The 21094-nt window shown below is 63.6% G+C and carries 14 protein-coding genes; 4 read left to right on the top strand and 10 right to left on the bottom strand.

Annotated elements, in window-relative coordinates:
• Positions 1-50 precede the first annotated feature (50 nt).
• Complete coding sequence (locus GTP27_RS04720) at positions 51-815, top strand: YoaK family protein (RefSeq protein WP_161038012.1); 765 nt, start codon at positions 51-53, stop codon at positions 813-815.
• Here the strand turns inward: GTP27_RS04720 and GTP27_RS04715 are convergent.
• On the bottom strand, positions 798-3857 hold the full coding sequence (locus tag GTP27_RS04715) for a ligand-binding sensor domain-containing diguanylate cyclase (RefSeq protein WP_161038011.1): 3060 nt from the start codon (positions 3855-3857) through the stop codon (positions 798-800). The two genes, GTP27_RS04720 and GTP27_RS04715, sit on opposite strands and share 18 nt — an antisense overlap.
• A 224-nt stretch (positions 3858-4081) precedes the next feature.
• On the opposite strand from GTP27_RS04715, the gene GTP27_RS04710 reads away from it, so the two are divergent.
• Together GTP27_RS04710 and GTP27_RS04705 are read left to right on the top strand one after the other, a co-directional pair.
• Positions 4082-7720 carry a hybrid sensor histidine kinase/response regulator gene (locus GTP27_RS04710; protein ID WP_202416543.1) on the top strand — a complete coding sequence of 1213 codons (3639 nt, stop codon included), beginning with the start codon at positions 4082-4084 and terminating at the stop codon, positions 7718-7720.
• Positions 7717-8823: a response regulator gene (locus tag GTP27_RS04705; protein WP_161038010.1), complete on the top strand. Its 1107-nt coding sequence runs from the start codon at positions 7717-7719 to the stop codon at positions 8821-8823. The genes GTP27_RS04710 and GTP27_RS04705 overlap by 4 nt, the downstream gene beginning before the upstream one ends.
• A 33-nt stretch (positions 8824-8856) precedes the next feature.
• Here GTP27_RS04705 and GTP27_RS04700 read toward each other — a convergent pair whose 3' ends face one another.
• From GTP27_RS04700 to GTP27_RS04660, 9 genes are all read right to left on the bottom strand, one after another.
• On the bottom strand, positions 8857-9978 hold the full coding sequence (locus GTP27_RS04700; RefSeq protein WP_161038009.1) for a branched-chain amino acid ABC transporter substrate-binding protein: 1122 nt from the start codon (positions 9976-9978) through the stop codon (positions 8857-8859).
• Positions 9979-10112: 134 nt separating this feature from the next.
• On the bottom strand, positions 10113-11216 hold the full coding sequence (locus tag GTP27_RS04695) for a glycosyltransferase family 9 protein (protein ID WP_161038008.1): 1104 nt from the start codon (positions 11214-11216) through the stop codon (positions 10113-10115).
• Between the two features lie 90 nt (positions 11217-11306).
• Positions 11307-11762 carry an AraC family transcriptional regulator gene (locus tag GTP27_RS04690; RefSeq protein ID WP_161038007.1) on the bottom strand — a complete coding sequence of 152 codons (456 nt, stop codon included), beginning with the start codon at positions 11760-11762 and terminating at the stop codon, positions 11307-11309.
• A gap of 40 nt (positions 11763-11802) precedes the next feature.
• Positions 11803-14949 carry an efflux RND transporter permease subunit gene (locus GTP27_RS04685; protein ID WP_161038006.1) on the bottom strand — a complete coding sequence of 1049 codons (3147 nt, stop codon included), beginning with the start codon at positions 14947-14949 and terminating at the stop codon, positions 11803-11805.
• A 9-nt stretch (positions 14950-14958) separates the two neighbouring features.
• Positions 14959-16119 carry an efflux RND transporter periplasmic adaptor subunit gene (locus GTP27_RS04680; RefSeq protein WP_161038005.1) on the bottom strand — a complete coding sequence of 387 codons (1161 nt, stop codon included), beginning with the start codon at positions 16117-16119 and terminating at the stop codon, positions 14959-14961.
• Positions 16120-16131: 12 nt separating this feature from the next.
• Entirely contained in the window at positions 16132-17574 is a 1443-nt protein-coding gene (locus GTP27_RS04675; protein WP_161038004.1) for an efflux transporter outer membrane subunit, read from the bottom strand.
• A 2-nt stretch (positions 17575-17576) separates the two neighbouring features.
• Entirely contained in the window at positions 17577-18248 is a 672-nt protein-coding gene (locus GTP27_RS04670; protein ID WP_161038003.1) for a CerR family C-terminal domain-containing protein, read from the bottom strand.
• Between the two features lie 370 nt (positions 18249-18618).
• Positions 18619-19356 (bottom strand): 2OG-Fe dioxygenase family protein, encoded by a 738-nt coding sequence (locus tag GTP27_RS04665; protein ID WP_161038002.1) that lies wholly within the window; start codon positions 19354-19356, stop codon positions 18619-18621.
• An 8-nt stretch (positions 19357-19364) separates the two neighbouring features.
• A complete protein-coding gene (locus GTP27_RS04660; RefSeq protein WP_161038001.1) occupies positions 19365-19817 on the bottom strand; it encodes a MarR family winged helix-turn-helix transcriptional regulator in 453 nt (150 codons plus the stop codon).
• Between the two features lie 161 nt (positions 19818-19978).
• Here GTP27_RS04660 and GTP27_RS04655 point away from each other — a divergent pair, with 161 nt between their 5' ends.
• Positions 19979-21094 (top strand): HD domain-containing phosphohydrolase, encoded by a 1116-nt coding sequence (locus GTP27_RS04655; RefSeq protein ID WP_161038000.1) that lies wholly within the window; start codon positions 19979-19981, stop codon positions 21092-21094.

The following is a 21094-nucleotide window of genomic DNA, read 5'->3' as shown; positions in this document are numbered from 1 at the left end:
GTGTGGCGATGGCTTACAATGGTTTAGCCGTCTGTCACATCGGGTTCACTATGCCTATGCACTACCTCCGGGCTCTCACCAGTCCGCACCGTACACACCTGAGTAATCGTCATCTGGGCCGTTCACTGGCTTTTGTCGCGGGCGCTGTCAATGCCGGCGGCTTCTTCGCTGTGGGCCAGTACACCTCGCACATGTCCGGCATCGTCTCCTCGCTGGCCGATGGCGCAGCGCTCGGCGATCTGCCGGTGCTGAGAGCGGGCCTGATGTCGCTGCTGTCGTTTGTCTGGGGAGCGGCGTTTTCCACCATCATGGTGAACTGGGGACGGCGGCATGGCACCCACAGCCAGTTCGCACTACCGCTGATACTGGAAGCGATGCTGCTGCTCGCCTTCGGCCTGATGGGAGCCATGCTCGACGCTTCCGGCCATATCGATGCCATCGTTTCGCTGCTGTGCTTCGTCATGGGGCTGCAGAATGCCATCGTCACCAAAATTTCGCGTGCTGAAATCCGCACCACCCACGTGACGGGGCTGGTGACCGATATCGGCATCGAACTGGGCAAGATGTTGTACTGGAACCGCGTGAAGGACGACCCCACGCTGGAACCGGTGTGCGCCGATCGCGACAAACTGCGCCTGCTGAGTTCTCTGCTGGCGATGTTTTTCTGCGGCGGCCTGACGGGGGCTTTCGGCTTCAAATATATCGGCTACATTGTCACTGTGCCGCTGGCACTGGCCCTGCTTACGCTGGCCATCATTCCCGTCTTTGACGACTGGCAGGCCGTGCGGCGGCGCCAGTCACCCATGAATTTCTGAGCGCTGCGGCTGCTCGTGCTGCTGGTGCAGCGCTTCTTCTGCCGCCTGCTGCAGTACGCTGGCGTTCTGGTACGGGCTGGCCGTGCGTACCGCTATGCTGAAGCGTGCACTGCCCGCACCACTGCGTGCTACCCCTGCCGCTTCCAGGCAGGCCGCTATCTGGCGCAACAGCAGCTGTGCTTCGTCTTCACCTAAGGCTGGCGCGAGGAAGGCAAACTGCTCGGCGCCGTAGCGCGCCAGTGTATCGCTGGCACGGTGCATGCAGTTCTTCAGCGTGTGCGCCACCTGCTGCAGCAGTTCGTCCGCCGCCACCGCGCCATGCAGTTCCTGATACACGTCCATCTGCTGGAGGGCAATCAGGCCCATGGCCACAGGCTGTTCTTCGCGTGCAGCGCGGCGCCATTCGCGCACCAGCTGGTCGTCGAAATTACGCCGGTTGGGCAAATCCGTCAGGTTGTCGCTGGCCGAGAGATAAGCCAGCTTGTGCCGGGCTTTGCGCAGTTCTTCATCGCGCTGCGCCAGCAGGGTTTCCAGCTCCCGCGCGCGGGCGCGCCAGCGGCGCATCAGCCAGCGCGCCAGCACGGCAGCGGCGCCCAGCATCAGCAGGGCCTGTGCGGCGCGGGCCCAGCCGGTTTCCCATGGCGGTGGCGTGATGGTGACCGGCAGGATGATTTCATCGCGCGCGGCCACGCCTTTGTTATTGGTGCCCTGCAGGTGGAAGTGGTATTTGCCCGGCGCCAGATTGGTGTAGGTGGCCACAGGGCGGCTGGCGTCGGCCTGCACCGGCTGCTTGTCGAAACCTTCCAGCCAGTAGGTGTAGGCGTTGCGGCGCGGCTCCGCATAGTGCAGGGCGGCGAACTCGAAGGAGATGGTGTTGGCGCTCCATGGTACTGTTAATGCTCGCGGCTGGGTCAACGTGCCTTCCAGCTGCACGCCTTCGGGCAGCGCACCGCTGCCGAGCGAGCGGTTCAGCACGCGCAGATCGGTAATGGCCAGCTGGGGCGGGCGCGATGCGCTGCTATGGATGGCCGGATTGACGGCGGTAACGCCGCTGCTGCTGCCGAAGTAGAGCAGGCCGTCGCTGCTGTTGGCGGCCGAATCCATGTAGAAGCCTTCGGTCAGGCCGTCTTCCACCGCGTATTCCGTTACCGTCCATGAGGCAGGGTCGATCTTGCTCATGCCGGCTGCCGTGGTCACCCAGATAAAGCCGTTCTTGTCGGTGCGTATGGCTTCGATCAACCGGGTACCCAGATCGCCTTTTTCCTGTATGCGGGTGACGGTGAATTTGCCATCTTTGTCGGCCACGATATGGTTCAGGCCTTTCGAGGTGCCTATCCACATGCTGCCGTCGGCGTCCAGATGCATGGTGCTGACGCGGTCACTGCTCAGGCTAGCCGGATTGGCGGGATCGAGGCGGAAGTGGTGGAATTTTCCGCTGACGGGGTCGCGCATATCGAGCCCGCCGCCGCGATAGAATTCGCCGGTCCAGACGCGGCCTGCGCGGTCCTCGATCACTGTGGTGGCGCCGTTCACGCTGCGGCTGTCGGGATTTTTCGGGTCGTGGGTAAAACTCTCGGTGGCGCCGCTGACCGGATCGTAGCGCAGCAGTGCGGCGCCGGTGGCCAGCCACAGCACGCCGCCCCGTCCCGGCGAAATCGCGTTGACGAAGTTGCTGGTCTTGCTGCCGAACTGTATGACCTTGAACGGGCCTTCCGGATGATCGAGCCGGTTCAGTCCTTCCGAGGTGCCTACCCACAGCGTGCCGTCGGGCGCGTGGTAGGTGCAGTAGATGACGTTGGAGCTGAGTGCGCCCGGGCGTTTCGGTATGGCGCTGTAGGTGCGCACCATGTCGCGTTTGACGGGATCGAACAGGGCCAGCCCGTCATCGAGCGCGAGCCAGAGCTGGCCGTTGGCAGCAGCGCCTATGCTGCGCACGAAGTTGCTGGACTTGACGAAGTCCGGCTCGATATCGCGCGGTACAAACCGTTCGAAGCCGTGATAGCCCAGATTGGCGCGGCTTACGCCATCCGTCAGCGAACCGACCCACAGCGTGCCGGCGCGGTCGCGCATGGTGGTGTTGATGGCGTCGCTGTTGAGGCTATGCGCATCTTCGGCGCGGTGACGGTAGCTCTGGAACTGGCGCAGTTCGCGGTCATAGCGTATCAGGCCCGCCGTGCGGGTGCTGATCCAGACATCGCCGGCGCGGTCTTCGTCGATGTCGGTGACGCGCTTGGCAGCTACCGGCATCAGTGTGCGCTGTTCCCACGGCTGACCGGACTTCCACGTGTAGACGCCGTCGGCCGTGCCTATCCACAGCGTGGTGGCGCTATCGAAATACAGCGCCCGCACATCGTTGGCCTTGGGGTTGGGCCGGGCCGGATCGTCGATGCGGAAATGCTGGAAGCCGCGCGCGCCGGGCGCCAGATAATCGAGTCCGCCCGGCCACGTGGAGGCCCACACGCCGCCCTTGTTATCGACGGCGACGGCGTTGACATCGTTGAATTGCAGGCTATCAGTGCGGCTTTCTTCGTGCTGGTAGATCAAGAATGCGCCTGTGCGCGGATCGAAGTGTTGTAAGCCGCCCCACGTGGCCAGCCACATGCCGCCACGGTAATCGCTGATGATGCGGCGGATGATGCGGGCATTGGGCGGCCCTTCCCTGGGCAGATAGCGCACAAAACCGTTGGTCACCGGGTCGAAGCGGGCCAGCCCTTCGTCCGTGCCTACCCACAGCCGTCCCGCTTCGTCCTCGAACAGCGAGGTAACCCGGCCACCGGGCAGGCTGGCCGGATTGGCAGGATCGCTGAGAAAACGCACCTGTTTGTGGCCATCGTGGCGGAACAGGCCACCTTCGATGGTGCCGATCCAGACAAAGCCCTGCCGGTCCTGCAGGATGCTGAGGATGGCGCGGCTATCGGCGCCCAGCGAATCGACCGCGGTGAACGCCAGCGGACGTGGTGCCGCTACCACGCCGGATGCCGCCCCGCCGAGGGCAGCCAGCAGTAGTAAAAGCGGGTAAATACGTCCGGAATTGCGCAGCATGGTCTATCCTCGCGGTGTCAGCCTAGGCAGTAAATCACAGAATGGGGATGGGTGGAAGCGTTTGCAGTGTACTTTTCAGTTATACTCTATTGTCAAATATTCACGCAATGCCAGGCGCAATGGACGGACCAGCAGACGGAAAACCTCAGCGAACGGCGGCTCTGCCTGTCCGTCCGCTACGGCATTTCCGGAACAGCCTGCACGCGCGCGGCTGGCGCAAATTGATGTTGATACGCTGGACCGGGCTGGCCCTGCTGGTAGCGGCTAGTGCGGTCATGATCCAGCGGCAGGTGGTGTTCCAGGAGCATAGCCGCGACCTGCGTGCCCGCGCCGACGATATCGCCCGCCAGATCCAGATCGATAGCACCGATGGCCGCGTGATGGGCGGCGCCATTCTGATGGGACTGGTGGAGGACAGCGTCAAGCAGCTGCTGTCCGGCGAACTCGGTGCCGATGCCTATCGATTGCACGTCAACTTTGCCGCGGTGCTGGACCAGTACAACGCCGATACCGTGTTCGTGCTGGCCGGCGACGGCACTACCGTGGCCTATCTGAACAAGGAAGGCAAGGCGATCGGAGTGGGGCGCAATCTGCGCTACCGCCCGTATGTACGGCGCGCACTGGCCGGGCAGGCCAATGTGTACGCCGCCATCGGCAGCAACTCGCATGAACGGGGCCTGTATTTTGCCGCTCCCGTGTACAGCGGGAACTCGCGCGACACACCTATCGCCGGGGTCTACACCATCAAGATGGCGGCGGCAGAAATCGACCGCATACTGGTGCGCAGCAAAGACCCTGCGCTGCTGCTGTCGCCCGATGGCGTGGTGTTTGCTACCAATCGCAACGAATACCTGTACATGGTCAGCGGCCAGATTGCACCGGCCCGCATGGCCCAGCTGGAGAAGGAGCGCCAGTTCGGCGACGTATTCGCTGCCAGCGGCCCGTTGCAGCTGCCGTTCGACACCCGGGGCAGCCAGACCAGCATCGACGGCCACACCCATGCGATTGCCAGTGCTGCACTAAGCTGGCCCGATGATGGCGGCCAGTGGCGCGTGCTGATCCTGCAGGACCGCAACCAGTGGCTGCCGGTATGGCACCAGCTGGCGCTGGCGGCCGGCTGCATGGCTGCAGTCTGGCTGTTTGCCATGGTGGTGACGGGGCGCAGCCGCGCGGCCGAACATGCGCGTCAGGTGCGCTTCGAAAATGAACGGCGCATGCGCGAGATCACCAATAATCTGCCGGTGGCGGTGTACCAGTTCAAGATGGATGGCGATGGCCGGCCGCGCTTCCGCTTCATGAGCCCGGCCATTACGGCGATTACGGGACTGCAGGCCAGCGATGTGCTGGCCGACGGTGCGGCGTTGTTTGCGCTGCTCGACCCGGAAGGCAAGAGCGGCTTGCTGGCCCAGTTTGCCGATAGCGCGCGCCAGCAGTGGTTTGTGCACCGGCGTATCGCTTTTGGCGCCGAGGGCGGACTGTCGCAGCGCTGGATAGAACTGCATTGCAGCTGCGTGCACCAGAGCGCCGAGGAAGAAGTATGGAACGGCTATCTGGCCGATGTGACGGCAGAACATGCGGCAGCACAGGCGCTGGGTGCGGCCAAGCAGACGGCGGAAGAAGCTACCCGCAGCAAGTCGCTCTTCCTGGCCAATATGAGCCACGAAATCCGCACGCCGATGAACGCCATCATCGGCATGAGTCATCTGGCGCTGAAAACCGAGCTGACGCCGCGCCAGCACGACTATGTGCAAAAAATCCAGCGCGCCGGCCAGCATCTGCTGGGCATCATCAACGACATACTGGACTTTTCCAAAATCGAGGCGGGCAAGCTGCAGGTGGATAAGCAGCCGTTCGAGCTGGATCAGCTGCTGGAAAATCTGGCCACCCTGATCGGCGATAAAGCCAGTGCGCAGGGGCTGGAACTGGTGTTCGATGTGGCACCGGATGTGCCTACGGTACTGGAAGGCGACGCCCTGCGGCTGGGCCAGATTCTGATCAATTATGCCAACAACGCACTGAAATTTACCGAGCGGGGCGAAGTGGCCGTGTCGGTGCGTGTGCTGAGCCGCGATGCGCAGCATGTGCTGCTGCATTTTGCCGTGCGCGATACCGGCATAGGCCTGAGCGAAGAGCAGATCGGCCAGTTATTCCAGAGCTTCCAGCAGGGCGATGCCAGCACTACGCGCAAATATGGCGGCACGGGGCTGGGGCTGGCGATTTCGCGCAAGCTGGCGCACCTGATGGGCGGCGACACAGGGGTGGAAAGCGTGCTGGGACAGGGTTCCACCTTCTGGTTCACGGCGCGGCTGGCGATAGGCCAGAGCCAGCGACCGAGCTTGCTGCCGTCGCCCGATCTGCGTGGCCGGCGCCTGCTGGTGGCTGACGATAACGCCAGTGCGCGCGCGGTGATTGCCGGTATGCTGAGCAGTATGGGCTTCGAGGTGCAGACCGCCGTCTCCGGTGCCGAAGCGCTGGCCATGGTGCGGGTGGCGGCATTGAGCGACGTACCGTTCGAGGTGGTGCTGCTGGACTGGCAGATGGGGGCCCTGAGCGGGGTCGATACGGCGGGCGCGATCCGCGCGCTGGCGCTGGCGCAGCCGCCACGCCTGCTGATGGTGACCGATTACGGCCGCGAGGAAGTGATACAGCAGGCCCATAGCGCGGGCTTTGATGATGTGCTGATCAAGCCGGTCAGCGCCTCGGTGCTGTTCAACACCCTGATACGCCTGCTGGGCGGCGTCGTGGACGACAGCGCGCAGGCGCGGGTAGCGCCATTGAGCGTGCTGGCAGCGCTGGGCACCATACGCGGCGCGCGCGTGTTGCTGGCGGAAGATAATGAACTGAACCAGCAGGTGGCAGCCGAATTGCTGATGGATGCCGGCTTGCAGGTGGATATCGCCGTCAACGGGGTGGAAGCGCTGGCGATGGCGCAGCGCGGCAGCTACGAGCTGGTGCTGATGGATATGCAGATGCCGGAGATGGATGGCATTGCCGCTACCCGTGCCATACGCGCTCTGCCTGCGCTGGCTGGTTTGCCGGTGGTGGCCATGACGGCCAATGCCATGCAGGCCGACCGCGAACTGTGCATGCAGGCGGGTATGGTGGACTATATCGTCAAGCCTATCGAACCCGATGAACTGTGGCGCGTGCTGCTGCGCTGGATACCCGTGCGCACCCAGGCTGCCGATGCGCCTGTGGCCGAACCGGCAGTGGAATACGCCGCGCCGGAACAGACGCCGCTGGCAGCCATCGAAGGACTGGACATGGTGGGCGGCCTGCGCCGCGTAATGGGCAAGCAGGCGCGCTACGTGCATATGCTGCGCGCCTTTGCCGGTAATCAGGCCAATGCCGTGCAGCAGATACGTGACCAGCTGGAAGCGGGCGACCGCGCCGGTGCGGAGCGCACGGCCCATACGCTCAAAGGGCTGGCCGGGAATATCGGCGCTGACGCATTGCAGCTGTTGGCGGACGCAATCGAATACGCGCTGACGCCGGCGCAGGCGGGCGCTAGCCGTGCCGCCGTGCTGGCGCAGCAGCTGGAACCGCAGCTGGCGCAACTGGCGCAGGTGCTGGCAGGCCAGATCCGCGCGATCGAATCGGCTTTGCCGGCGGAAGCGGCCAGCGCCGCCGTGCAGTACACCCCGGCGCGCCGCAAGCAGCTGGTGAGCGAACTGAAAACCCTGCTGGCCGATGATGATGCGCGCAGCGCCCATCTGCTGGATGAACATAAAACCCTGTTTGCCGCCGAGTTCCCGCAGCAGTTTGCTGCGCTGGAACAGGCGATACGCGAATTCGATATGGAGCGGGCGCTGGAACTGCTGGACAGTGCCGCCGAGACTACAGCCAATAAGGAAAATGCATGAGCATCACCGCGCGCAAACCCGTCATTCTGGTAGTGGACGACACCCCCGACAAGCTGACTCTGATGAGCGATCTGCTGTCCGAACAATACACGGTGAAAGTGGCGCCCAACGGCGCACGCGCACTGAAAATCGCCCAGAGCGACAAGGCGCCCGACCTGATCCTGCTCGACGTGATGATGCCCGACATGGATGGCTACGAAGTGTGCCGCCGGCTCAAGGCCGATCCCGTATCGGCGGAAATTCCCGTGATCTTCCTGACGGCGAAAACCGAGCGCGAAGACGAGCAGATGGGCTTCGATCTGGGCGCGGTGGACTACATCACCAAACCGGTCAGTCCGCCCATCGTGCTGGCGCGGGTGCAGACCCATCTGACGCTGAAAGCTTCGGCCGATTTCCTGCGCGACCAGAACGCCTACCTTGAGCGTGAAGTGCAGCGCCGCACGGACGAAGTGCAGGCGCTGCAGGATGTCACCATACTGATCATGGCGTCGCTGGCTGAAACCCGCGACAACGAGACCGGCAACCACATTCTGCGCACCCAGCATTACGTCAAGCTGCTGGCCGAATATCTGGCACCGCATCCGCGCTTTGCCGCCACGCTGACGCCGCGCTACATCACCCAGCTATTCAAATCGGCGCCGCTGCACGATATCGGCAAGGTGGGCATTCCCGACCGGATACTGCTCAAGCCGGGCAAGCTCGATGCCGACGAATTCGAAATCATGAAGACCCACACTACGCTGGGCCGCAACGCCATCGTGCATGCGGAGCAGGGACTGGGCGTGAGCGTGCCTTTCCTGCAGACGGCCAAGGAGATCTGCTATTCGCATCAGGAGAAATGGGATGGCAGCGGTTATCCGGAGGGATTGAAGGGCGACGCGATTCCGCTCTCGGCACGGCTGATGGCGGTGGCTGACGTGTACGATGCACTGATTTCGCGCCGTGCCTACAAGGCGCCCAAGACCCACGAGGAGGCGCTGGCCATCATGCGCGAAGGGCGGGGCAGCCATTTCGACGCCGATATACTCGACGCCTTCATCACCTTGCAGAACGAGTTCCGTGCCATTGCGGCACGCTATGCCGACGAGGAGCACGCCGCCTAGGCTGGCGTGCCCCCGCTGGCTGAGGGCTGACTATCAGTAGCCGGTGATGGCGCTAGGCTGGCCGCCCTTGAAGTTGAAGATGGTGACAGGCGACTGCTTCATGTCGCCGTGCGCATCGAAGCTGTAGCTGCCGGCTACGCCCTTGTATTCGCCCGCGCTGATCACCGCGCCGACTTTCGCCGGGTCGAGCGAGTTAGCCTTCTGCATGGCCTGCGCGTACATCATGGTGGCGTCGTAGTAGGTGGCTGCATATACGTCGGCGTCCTGCTTGAAGCGGGCCTTGAATTTGGTCTTGAAGGCGGGGCCGGTGGCCGCCTTATCGAGCAACGTGCCGCCTTGCGAACACAGTACGTTCTCGCCCACGGCATCGCCACCGAGCTTGCCCATTTCTACCGTGCAGATGGTGTCGCCGCCCAGCAGCTTGGCGGTGATGCCCAGCTGCTTCATCTGGCGTGCCATCGGTGCGGCCTGCGGTGCATAGCCGCCGAAGAAGATCGCTTCCACCTTTTTGGTTTTCAGTTTGGTCAGGATGGAAGTGAAGTCGAACGATTTATCGGTGGTGAACTCGTGGCCTGCCACCGTCATGCCGGCTGCCTTGGCCTGCTTCTTGAATTCCTCCGCCAGACCCTGGCCAAAGGCCGTGCGGTCGTCGATCACGGCCACGTTCTTGAGCTTCATTTCATTGGCCGCATATAGCGCCATTTTTCCGCCCAGCTGGGTGTCGCTGGCATTGACGCGGTAGATGCCTTTGTAGCCTTGCTGGGTCAGTTTCGGATTGGTGGCCACAGTCGCAATCAGCACACCGGCATCGTTATAAGCCCGCGAAGCGGGAATTGCTACGCCCGAGTTGTACGGGCCTACCACGAATTTCACGCCCTGATCGATCAGCTTCTGGGCGGCTGCCACACCGGCTTTCGGATCGCCCTGATCATCTTCCGATTGCAGCTCGAAGCGCAGCTTCTTGCCTGCCACGGTGATGGGTTTAGAGTTCAGCTCTTCCACCGCCAGCCGCGCACCGCTTTCATTGTCCTTGCCGGAGAATGCCTGCGCGCCAGACAGCGGACCGCTATGGCCGATCTTCACCACGGTGTCCTGTGCCTGAACCTGAGTGGCGGCCAGCAGGGCTGCGGCCATTGCGATGTGCTTCAATTTCATGTGATCTCCGAATATTGGTGTGGTAAAACGATAGCAGGATTATCCCTAAAAACGGAAAATATTATCGTGTGACTTAGTGGCGCCGAGCCGCTATTTTGTTCCCTTCATCCGAAGGAACACGTTTGCAGCCGAATTTAGTTCGGCTGGCTGCGCGGGCCGAACCAGCCACGCACATGTTCGGCCACGGTGGCCGGGGCGATCGCCGTCATGCACGGGCAGGGGATCACGCTGCCGCCATGCTGCAGACGGCGCTCGCCGCGGCAGCGCACATGGCTATGCAGCACGCTGGCCATGGGGCCCAGCGGACGCCAGCGCCGCACATCGCTCTGGCGCGACTGGAACAGACCTAGTGTGTGGATACCCAGTGCGGCCGCCAGATGTAAGGGACCGGTACTGCCGGCCACCAGACCGTCGCACTGGCTGATAAAGGCCATGAACTCGGTGAGCGACAAGCGGCCCACCAGATCCGTGACATTGGCGGCGCTGGCATGGCGCTGCAGCAGCGCTTGCAGGCTGGCGCGGTCGTCGGCGGTGCCGCAGATGAACCAGTGCACCTCGCGCGGATCGATGCGCTCGATCAGCTCCGCATAGAACTCCAGCGGCCACTGGTGCGAGCGCGCCGTGACCAGTGCCGGACTGAGTATCACGCTGCGGCGGCCCTGCGCAAACTGCGCAGGGTGCAGGGCTGCGGCAGGCGCTTTGCCGTCTGCGCGAGCCTGCGGCGGAGCGAGGTGGTACAGCGCCGGTATCTCGGCAGCGTCGTTGATGACGATGCCGAGCGGGCGCAGATACTGCAGGTCGAGCAGGCGCTTGTTCAGGCCCGAACTGGGCGAAGAAATCGGCACCAGATGGGTGCAGCGCCGCCAGTTATACAGGCGGAACAGCGAGCCTATGCGGATAGGCAGGGCGGCATCGTAGGCGCATTGCGCCAGCCGGCGGCAGGGATTGACCTGTATGAAGATGTCGGGCCGGATGGCGGCCAGCAGCGCAGTCAGTTCGGCCGGATTTTCCGGCGCCGCATAGACTTCGTCCACATCGGGGCAGTGGCGCGCGATGTCGGCCGTGCGGCGGTTGGTCAGCAGAATGACGGTGCAGTGCGGATCGTGCCGCTTGAGTGCCGCAGCCATGGGCAGACTGATGACCAGATCGCCCAGTTGCGTGGTTTTGGCCAGCATGATGCGCTGGCCGGGTGCCAGTGCCGTTGCGGGTATAGGCTGCAGCTTGCGGAAAAACGCCATGTTCTGAAAAAGTCCCTGTACTGGCTCGGAGTATCGCATATTCAGGGCGCACTCTGCGGGCCGATTTGTATCAGTTTCTTTACAGCGCGGTTACAGCGGTATGCACAGTTCTGCGCTGAAGGCGCCGGTGGCGGGGTCCATGGCGTAATCGGCGGCGTAGCGCTCGAAGCAGGGGCCGGCCGGATGTTTGCCCTCGGCCTGCAACTGGCCGAAGAAGGCGCCCCAGGCAGCGCCTATCTGGGCTGCCGTGCCATGGAAGCTGGTTACCGCGTAGCTGCCGCCTGCCAGTTCCGCTGCGCGCGCCGGTTCGCGCACGGGATATTCGGCCGAGACTTCGACGCAGGCGTCGTAGCGGCATTCGGCTGCGGCGGTGGTAGCCGGATCGTCCAGCGCCACACCGTAGGTGACCTTGTTCATCAGGCCCATGGCTTTCTGCCACGGAGTGAAAACTTCCTGCCAGAATTCGCCGAGGGCAGGACCGAACGGCCCTTTGTAGCGCAGATAGACTACCCGAACTGGTGCCAGCTGCCTGATGTCGTATTCCATGTCCTGCCCCTTTATTTAGCTTGATTGTTAAGTGTCCGTTCTAGTGGCCACCTCCGGCAACCTGACGCAGTGGTGCTGCGCTGGGGCCATGCTGGACGTCGTCATGCTGTGCCGGGCGGCGGCGCAGCTTGCCCATCAGCCGTTTCAGCAGATGTTCCAGATCGTCGATGTAGGTGAACACGGCCGGAACTACCAGCAGGCTAAGCAGGGTCGAGGTAATCAGACCGCCGATTACCGTAATCGCCATCGGCGAACGGAAACTCGGATCGGCTCCCAGCCCCAGCGCCAGCGGCATCATGCCTGCTCCCATCGCGATGGTGGTCATCAGGATAGGGCGGCTACGTTTGTGACAGGCGTCTACCAGTGCTTCGAAACGGCTCATGCCTTCCTGACGCGCCAGAATAGCATAATCAACTAGCAAGATAGAGTTTTTCGTAACGATCCCCATCAGCATGATCAGGCCTATCATGGACGGCATGGACAGGGCGCGGCCGGTAATCAGCAGGGCTACAAAGGCGCCGCCTATGGACAGCGGCAGGGCGGCCAGAATCGTCACCGGCTGCATGAAGTCCTTGAACAGCAGTACCAGCACGCAGTAGATGCACAGCACGCCGATCAGCATGGCGATGCCGAAGCTGGCGAACAGGGCGGCCATTTCCTGGGTGTCGCCCAGTTCGGCGATCTTTACCGACGGCGGCAGATTTTTCAGCGATGGCAGGGCGCGCGCTTCTTGATTGACTTCACCCAGCGCGCGCTTGCCCAGCTCCACCTCCAGCGTGACGTTGCGGCTGCGGTTCAGACGGTTGATCTGGGCCGGACCGCTTTCCACTGCCAGGCTGGCGACTGTAGCCAGCAGCACAGGGCCGTTCTTGCCCGGCACGGTCAGGCGGCCAATCGCGTCGAGGTCGGCGCGCACGGCATCCGGCAGCTTGACGCGGATAGGCACCTGACGCTCCGGCAGGTTCATCTTGGTCAGGTCGGTATCGTAATCGCCCGCCGTGGCCACGCGCACGGTCTGGCCTATGGCGGCCGCCGTGACGCCCAGATCGGCCGCTTTGGCAAAGTCCGGCGTGACGATGATTTCAGGACGCACCAGCGCAGCGCTGGAACGCACGTTGCCCACGCCTTTCAGCGTACGCAGTTCGCGCACGGCTTTTTGTGCTGCATCGGCCAGTGCTACCGGGTCTTCGCTGCGCAGCACGAGCTGCATTTTCACGCCGTTGTCGGGCGGGCCCACTTTGAAGCGGGCGCCGGGTATGGCATTGAGCTTGTCGCGGATTTCGCCTTCCAGATCGGCCATCGAAGCTTTGCGCTCGCTACGGTGCACGGTGGTCAGGGTCAGCACGGCGCTGCGTACTTCGGCCGCCGCGCCGGGCGCGAAGGAGTCGCCGCTGGAGCCGCCGCCGATGGAACTGAATACGGATTTGATGCCTTTGACTTCCATTGCCATGGTGCGGGCACGTTCGGCCACCACACGGGTTTCGGCCAGCGTGGAACCGGGCGGCAGTTCCAGATTGATCTGGGTCTGCGAACGGTCGGCAGCCGGCACGAAGCCGGTCGGCAGCAAACCTACCAGCATGATGGAGCCGACGAAGAAGGCCATCGAGGCGCTGGCCGTCACCAGACGGTGCTGCAGACACCAGCGCATTACTTTCATATAGCGGGTCATCAGCCAGCCATCGACCTGCTGGGTGTGGGCGGCAGGCTTGAGCAGATAGGCCGCCATCATCGGCGTCAGCAGACGTGCTACCACCAGCGACGCCAGCACGGCTACCACTGCCGTCCAGCCGAACTGCTTGAAGAACAGGCCCGGTATGCCGCCCATGAAGGCGGTCGGCAGGAACACGGCCACCAGCGCAAAGGTGGTGGCGATGACCGCCATGCCGATTTCGTCAGCCGCTTCCATGGCCGCTTCCATCGGCGTTTTACCCATGCGCAGGTGGCGCTCGATGTTTTCGATTTCGACGATGGCATCGTCCACCAGCACGCCCACCACCAGCGCCAGCGACAGCAGGGTGACGGTGTTGAGCGTATAGCCGAGCAGGTAGATGCCGAGGAAAGCCGGCAGCACCGACAGCGGCAGCGCTGCGGCAGCCACCAGCGTGGCGCGCCAGTCGCGCAGGAACCACCACACTACCAGCACGGCCAGTATCGCGCCTTCGTACAGCAGCTCCATCGATCCGCCGAAGTTTTCTTCGACCGGGAAGGCATTGTCGATTACCTGCTTGAGTTCTACCCGCGGGTTGGCCTGCGCCAGTTCGGCGATGGCGGCACGCGCACCTCGGGCCACGGCCAGTTCGCTGGCGCCCTTGGTGCGGAAGATTTCGAAGCCGATCACCGGCACGCCATCCTGCAGAGCCACGGCGCGCGGTTCGGCCACGGTATCGGTTACCGTGGCCACCTGATCGAGGCGCACGCGGCGGCCATCGGCCAGCGGCAGTTCCATGGCGCTCAGCTCGGCCGCGCTCTTGACGGTGGCAATGGTACGCACGGCCTGTTCGGCGCCGCTTACATCGCCACGGCCGCCCGGGGCCTCCTTCTGCACCAGCCGCAGCTGGCGCGAGACGTCGATGGCGGAAACCCGCAAGGCCGCCATGCGGGCATCGTCGAGTTCCACGCGGATTTCGCGTTTGACGCCGCCCACGCGCTTGATGGCACCCACGCCCGGCACGGCCAGCAGACGCTTGGAGACGGTGTTATCGACGAACCAGCTCAGCTCCTGCGTGTCGAGTTTTTCTCCCGGCGCCTGCGCGGCGGCTGCGGTGAAGGTCAGCACCACGCGGCCTGCGGTGGAGGCCTTGGTCACGGTAGGGTCGCGCAGTTCGGCCGGCATATCGGCTTTGACCCGCGCCACGGCATCGCGCACGTCGTTAACGGCGTCGGCGATCTGCTTTTCGAGGATGAATTCCACCGTGGTGGTGGCAACGCCATCGAGCACCGTGGTATAGATGTTTTTCACCCCTTGCAGAGTGGCCACCGAATCTTCGATCTTGCGTGCCACTTCGGTTTCCAGCTGGGCCGGCGCGCTGCCGTCCAGCGAGGCGGTGATGGTGACGATAGGCAGTTCGATGTCAGGGAAGTCCTGCACCGGATTGGCTTTGTAGGCCATCAGACCCGCCAGCGACAGCAGGGCAAACAGCATGATCGCCGGTATCGGATTCTTGATGGAGAGTGAAGAGAAGTTCATCGGAATTCCTTATTTGGCGGCCAGTTTGGCTGGTGCGGCGCTATCGGCCACGTTTTGCACCAGATCGCCGTCATTGAGGAAACCGGCACCGCGCACCACCACCTGCGTATCGGCATTCAGGCCGCTCAGCACTTCGATGCGCTCGCCCAGCCGGCGGCCCGGCTGGACGCGGATCTGGCTGACATGCTGGTCGGCATTGAGGCGGAACACGAAGCTGAAGCCGTCGCGTACCACGATGGCCTGCTGCGGCACGGTGATGGCATCGGAGGTGCCCAGATCGAACTGGCCGCTGGCAAACATGCCGGCCTTGAACGGCGCATCCTTGCCGGCCGATGCGCTGGCCGGCAGGTCGACGTACACCAGCGCCGAACGGGTCTGGGCGTCCACGGTAGGCGCGATCATGCGGATTTTGCCGCTGGCTTCGCTGCCGTTGGCCGCCTTGACGGTGGCCGTGGTGCCGGGTTTGAGCTGGCGCAGATCGGCCGCCACCACTTCGGCGCGCCATTCCAGCCGGCTTTGCAGGATCATGCGGAACAGTTCCGTACCGGTACCCGATACGGCGCCCACGGTGGCGCTGCGGGCCGTGATCACGCCGTTGTCCGGCGCGATGACGCGGGTGTATTTCATGCGCAGCTGCTGGCTGGCCAGTGCCGCTTTGGCCGAGGCGATGCGCGCGTTGGCGCTCTGCTCGGCCGTGCTGTACTGGCTGATCTGCTGGGCGCTCAGGGCGCCCGTGTTCTGCAGGCTGCGTGCGCGCGCTGCGTTGGCCACGGCTTCGGCGGCATTGGCTTCGGCCTCCTGCAGCGCAGCTTTAGCCTGGGCCAGATCGGCTTCCACCGTTTCGGCGGCAAACACGGCCAGCACATCGCCTGCCTTGACCACATCGCCGACGTTGACGCGCACTTCGGCCAGACGCAAGCCGGTGGACTGGCTGCTGACACTGGCTTCCTGCCATGCGGCCACATTGCCGTTGGCCGCCAGTTTGATAGGCAGGCGGGCCGCCACCGGTTTTGCGGTGGTGACGGTGAGCGCCGGTTTGGCGGCGGCAGGTTTGGCGTCGCTGGCGGCGTGCGACGCGGGCGCAAATACAGCAATGCCGACTGCGCCGGCGGTGAAGATCGCCAGCAGGGCAAGGGCGACAGGCTGGTAGGAGGTATTCAGAGTTTTCATAGCGTAGGGGAATTAGTGAGTGCTGGCGGTGGCCGGGCGGTTGGTCGGAGCGGTCCAGCCGCCACCGGCGGCGCGGTACAGCGCCACCCATGCCGCGCTGCGTTCGCGTTGCAGACTGATGACGCTCTGTTCCGCTGCGAGGCGGGTGCGGCGTGCGTCTTCCAGTTCGAACAGGCTGGCCAGCCCGTTCTGGTAGCGCTGTTCCACTGCGCCGAAATTGATACGGTAGCCTTGCAGCGCGCTCTGCGCATCGCTGCTGCGGGCTGCGCTGGCGTCGAGGTTGACCAGCGCCTGTTCCACTTCGCTCACGGCTTGCCGCACGGTGGCGCGGTAGCTGCTCACGGCACTGTCATAGCGGGCCTGCGCTGCCTCCACATTGGCGCTGCGCCGGCCGCTATCGAAGATGGGCAGGGTCATGGCCAGCGGGCCTATGGTCCAGGTATCGGTTTTGGTGTTGTCGCCGCCGGCGCGGAAGTTGGCCACCCCGACCGAGCCGGACAGGGTCAGGCGCGGATAGCGCGCCGCCTGCGCCGTGCCCACATCGGCACTGGCGGCACTGACGGCGCGTTCGGCGCTGAAGACATCGGGGCGCTGGCTCAGTGTGCTCGCTGGCAGTGCGGCGATAGCCATAGACGGCGCAGCTGCAACTACACTGGCACTGGCCGTAGCACTGCTGCTGGCGCTACCAGCCGCCAGCTGGCGGCGCAGTTCCGGTTCGGCGATGGCGGTGAGCGCGGCCAGTACTTTGACGTCGACATCGCAGGCGGCCCGCTGGGCAATGGCACGGCTGCTGCCATCGGCGGCGCTGGCGCGTGCCAGTGCCAGACTGGCGGGCGACTGGAAGCCGGCCTGCGCACTGAGTTCCGTCAGGCGTGCCGTATCGGCGCGCGATGCCGCATCCTGCTGCGCCACCGTGAGCAGCTGCTCGCAGGCGCGCAGGCCGTAGTACTGGTTGGCCACTTCGGCGGCCACCGAAACGCGCGCATCGTGCCAGCCGGCGCGCGCGCTGTCGTAGCGGTCCTGCGCCGCATTGCGCGCTGCGCGGTTGGCGCCGAACAGGTCGATTTCCCAGCTGGCCTGCAGCGCGGCCTGCGATACCGTGCCCATGGGCAGAGTCGATTGCTGGTTGGCGCGGCTGATGCTGCTGGCCGCGTCGAGCGTGGGCGCCAGCGCAGCACCGGCAGCCACCCGCTCGGCGCGCGACTGGGCGATGCGGCTGGCCGCTGCGGCGATATCCGGGCTGGCCGTCTGCGCCGCCTCGATCAGCTGCACCAGCAGGGTATCGCTCTGGGCACGCCACCAGTTGGCCAGCTCGGTCTGATTGCCCTGATGGGGCAGAGGCGCCTGCCATTGCTGCGGCAGATCTGCCGTCACATGGGGCGCGGGCGTCTGCGTGGCGCAGGCGCTCAGCGTAGCGACGGCGGCCAGTGCCCCCGCGCGTTGAAGTAGCTTCATGCTTATCCTTGTTGAAGTTTGTTTTTCTCGGCCAGCACCAGCGCCTCGGCGTAGTCGCCCAGATACTGCAGCCACTCGGCGATGGCTTCCGCTGTGCCCAGCAGGTGGGGCGTGATGGTGTGGATGATGTCGCGCCCGACCAGCAGCTGGATCGCCATGCCCACCAGCGCATAGGCCAGCCGGTGCACTCTATCGTCCGGCTGGGCCAGTCCCAGATGGCGGCTCAGCACACCGGCCAGTGCCAGATGTTCGGGTTTGATGTTGTTGCGGATTTCGCGTTCCCACAGTCCGGTCGGTTCCAGCATTTCGCGGTAGAACAGGCGCACCAGCTGCTGCGCATCCTCACCCGCCAGCAGCGGTGCCAGTAGCTGGCGGTAATAGCCGTCGAGCGACTGGCGCAGCGAGTAATGCGGCTGGTCGAACTGGGCGATGTTGTCAGGCGCCGGCTCGCACATGGCGGCAAAACAGGCCTGATACAGGCCGGCTTTGTCGCCGAAGTAGTAGCTGATGGCGGCCACGTTGGCGCCTGCGGCCTGGGCGATTTCGCGGGTCGAAGTGCGGCTATAGCCCTGATTGCCGAACAGGCGTGTGGCCGCCTGCAGCAGGCGGATGCGCGACTGCTCGCCATCGGAGCGGGGCTTGCGGCTGTCGTCGTGGAGTGCTTTTGCGTTCATGGAGCGATTACATCACATAAATTAAACAATTGATATAACTAAATCAGTTGTTTAATTTAAAGTGCGCAACAGGGCACGGAAACGCGGCCGTTCCCTTGCCAATTTCCACAACTGATGCTGTGCAGTCGTCTGGCGCGGAAAAATATTGTAGGAGGAATAAAAAAATCTGACGACGGAGGGAGGCGGACTGCAATGGACAAAAAAATGCCCGCTACCAGAAGGGCGGGCACAGTTCCAATGTCAGGCGACAATCGGAGGAGACAGTTCCACTATAGACCTATTTATGTTGCAGTGCAATACCGTAGAACTACGCTGTCGATCTCGCCAGATTAGCAAAAAATCAAATCTGCTGTTGCACTGCAGCCGGGCTTCAGGGCTGGCCCTGGAAACCCTTGCTGCGCCAGGTCAGCACCAGCGTATCGCGGTGGCCGTATTGCTGCAGCGGCTGGATAGGGGTGGATTCGTGGATCACGGCGGCATCGTCGAGCAGCAGCAGGGTCCATGGTTCGGTCAGGGTGAAACGCTTGCCGTTCGGGCCGTCCGCTTCGAACAGGCGCGATTCGCCGCCCTTGATGTCCTTGCGGCTGATCAGGATGACGGCGACGAAGTCCACGCCGTCGCGGTGCGCGCCTTCCGGCGTGGGGCGGCCTATGCCGTCGGTGGTGTCGATGCGGAACTGGTGCGCTTCCACATACCACGGCGTGCTGGTGCGGCGCGCTGCGCTGCATAGCTGGCCCAGTCCCTGCAGCAGCGCCGGCCACGCCGGCAGCGCCACCGTTTCGGCCAGCATGGGTTCGAACAGACGGTTCATGCCGCCATGCAGAGCGTTGTATTCGAGCGGCTGCCAGTGGGCGCGGTGGGCGGTCTGCTGCAGTTCGCCGCCATGCTGGATAAAGCAGGAATGGCGCCGGCGGCGGTAGCGGCCGCCGTCTTTCATGTACAGATCCGGTTCCAGCGCGTCCCAGCTGGGAATCAGCTGGTTCAGGGTGGCCAGCGGCACGCCGGCCAGTGCGGCCACATCCTGCGGTGGCAGGATGGCGTAGCCGTCCTTGCGCAGTGCTTCGGCCATTTGCGAGGGGTGGGTGTAAAACGGTGCGGGACTGGTCATGGTGTGCTTTAACTGGCGGACATCAGGCTGGCGCGCAGGGCATCCAGCTGGGTTTTCATGCCGGCCACCTGATCGACGCTGCAATGGGTGGCCTGCAGGATGGAGGGCGGCAGCTTGGCCGCTTCGTGGCGCAGCGCGTCGCCGTGCGGCGTCAGGCTGATGATGACCTGGCGCTCGTCGCTGGCGGCGCGGGCGCGCGTGAGCAGGCCGGCCTGCTCCATGCGTTTGAGCAGCGGCGTCAGGGTGGCGGAATCCAGAAACAGGCGTTCGCCCACTTCCGACACGGTCAGTTCATTGCGTTCCCATAGCACCATCATGACCAGATATTGCGAATAGGTCAGGCCTAGCCCGCGCAGCAGCTTGCGGTACAGTTTGCTCATGGCCAGCGAGGTGGAATACAGCGCGAAGCACAGTTGCTGGTCCAGCTGGGGGACGGCGGGGGGGATAGTTGGATTGCTCATGCGTCCAGTATAGATAGTGCGCTATCCAATTGCAAGCAATGGGGCAAGACCGGGCAGGCTGGCGGTTTATCGCAGGGGCGACATTCAGCGGAGAAAAATGTCTGGCTGGCACTACTGTCAGGTAATATAACGGTAGGGAACAACCTTTGGAGTGGCAGCGGATGAACACCAAAAAGGCCATCGTGCTGATTGCCGATGCAGCAGCGGACAAGCTGATCTCGATCAACGGGATGCTGCAGGAGCACTATGATGTGCTGCTGGCGAATCAGGGCGCCAGCGTGCTGCAGCTGATGCAGCAGGTACCGCGGCCGGATCTGGTGCTGCTCGATACGGCGCTGCCCGACATGGATGGCTACAGCGTCTGCCAGCAGCTCAAGTCCAGTCCCGATACGGCCGAAATTCCCGTCATCTTCCTGCAGCAGCAGCCTGACGAAGCGCGCGCTCTGCTCGAGGGTGGCGTCGATGTCGTGCACAAGCCGGTGATTGCCGATGTACTGCGCGCCCGCGTGGCGGCCCATGTGGAGCTGCGCCACTCGCGCGAACTGCTGAAACAGCAACGCAACCTGCTCGAACATGTGGTCGAAGAGCTGACGGTGGAACTGAGCCAGATGCTGGATGCCATGATCTGGGCGCTGGCTTCGCTGGCCGAAACGCGCGAGTACGAAACCGCCAACCACCTGCGCCGCGTGCAGCACTATGTGGCGGCGCTGGGCCGCCAGTTGCGCAATAACCCCCGCTTTGCCGATGAACTGAGCGAGGCCAATATCAAGGCGCTATTCAAGGCTGCGCCGCTGCACGATATCGGCAAGGTCTCGATTCCCGACGCGATATTGCTCAAGCCGGACCGTCTGACCGAGGCGGAATTCGCCGTCATCAAGCTGCACACGGTATATGGTCGCGACGCCATCGTGGCAGTGGAAAACCAGCTCGGTTACTCGAATACTTTCTTGCGCTTCGCCCGCGAAATCACCTACTCGCATCAGGAAAAATATGATGGCAGCGGTTACCCGCAAGGGCTGGCCGGTGATGCCATTCCCGTTTCGGCGCGTCTGATGGCGGTGGCCGATGTGTACGATGCGCTGATTTCCAAGCGGGTGTACAAGCCTGCCTTCAGCCACGAGACGGCGATGGAGATGATACGTCAGGGCAGCGGCGAACATTTCGATCCCGATGTAGCGGACGCTATGCTCACCATCGAAGAAGAATTCATGGAAATCGCTGCCCGCTACCGCGACGAGGACCAGGCTCCCGCTACTGCGCCTGCTGCGCTGGAATAG

Source organism: Duganella qianjiadongensis, assembly GCF_009857915.1.
GTDB classification, from domain to species: domain Bacteria; phylum Pseudomonadota; class Gammaproteobacteria; order Burkholderiales; family Burkholderiaceae_D; genus Rugamonas; species Rugamonas qianjiadongensis.
The sequence above is the reverse complement of the archived record's forward strand: the minus strand, read 5'-3'. Positions and strand labels throughout refer to the sequence as shown.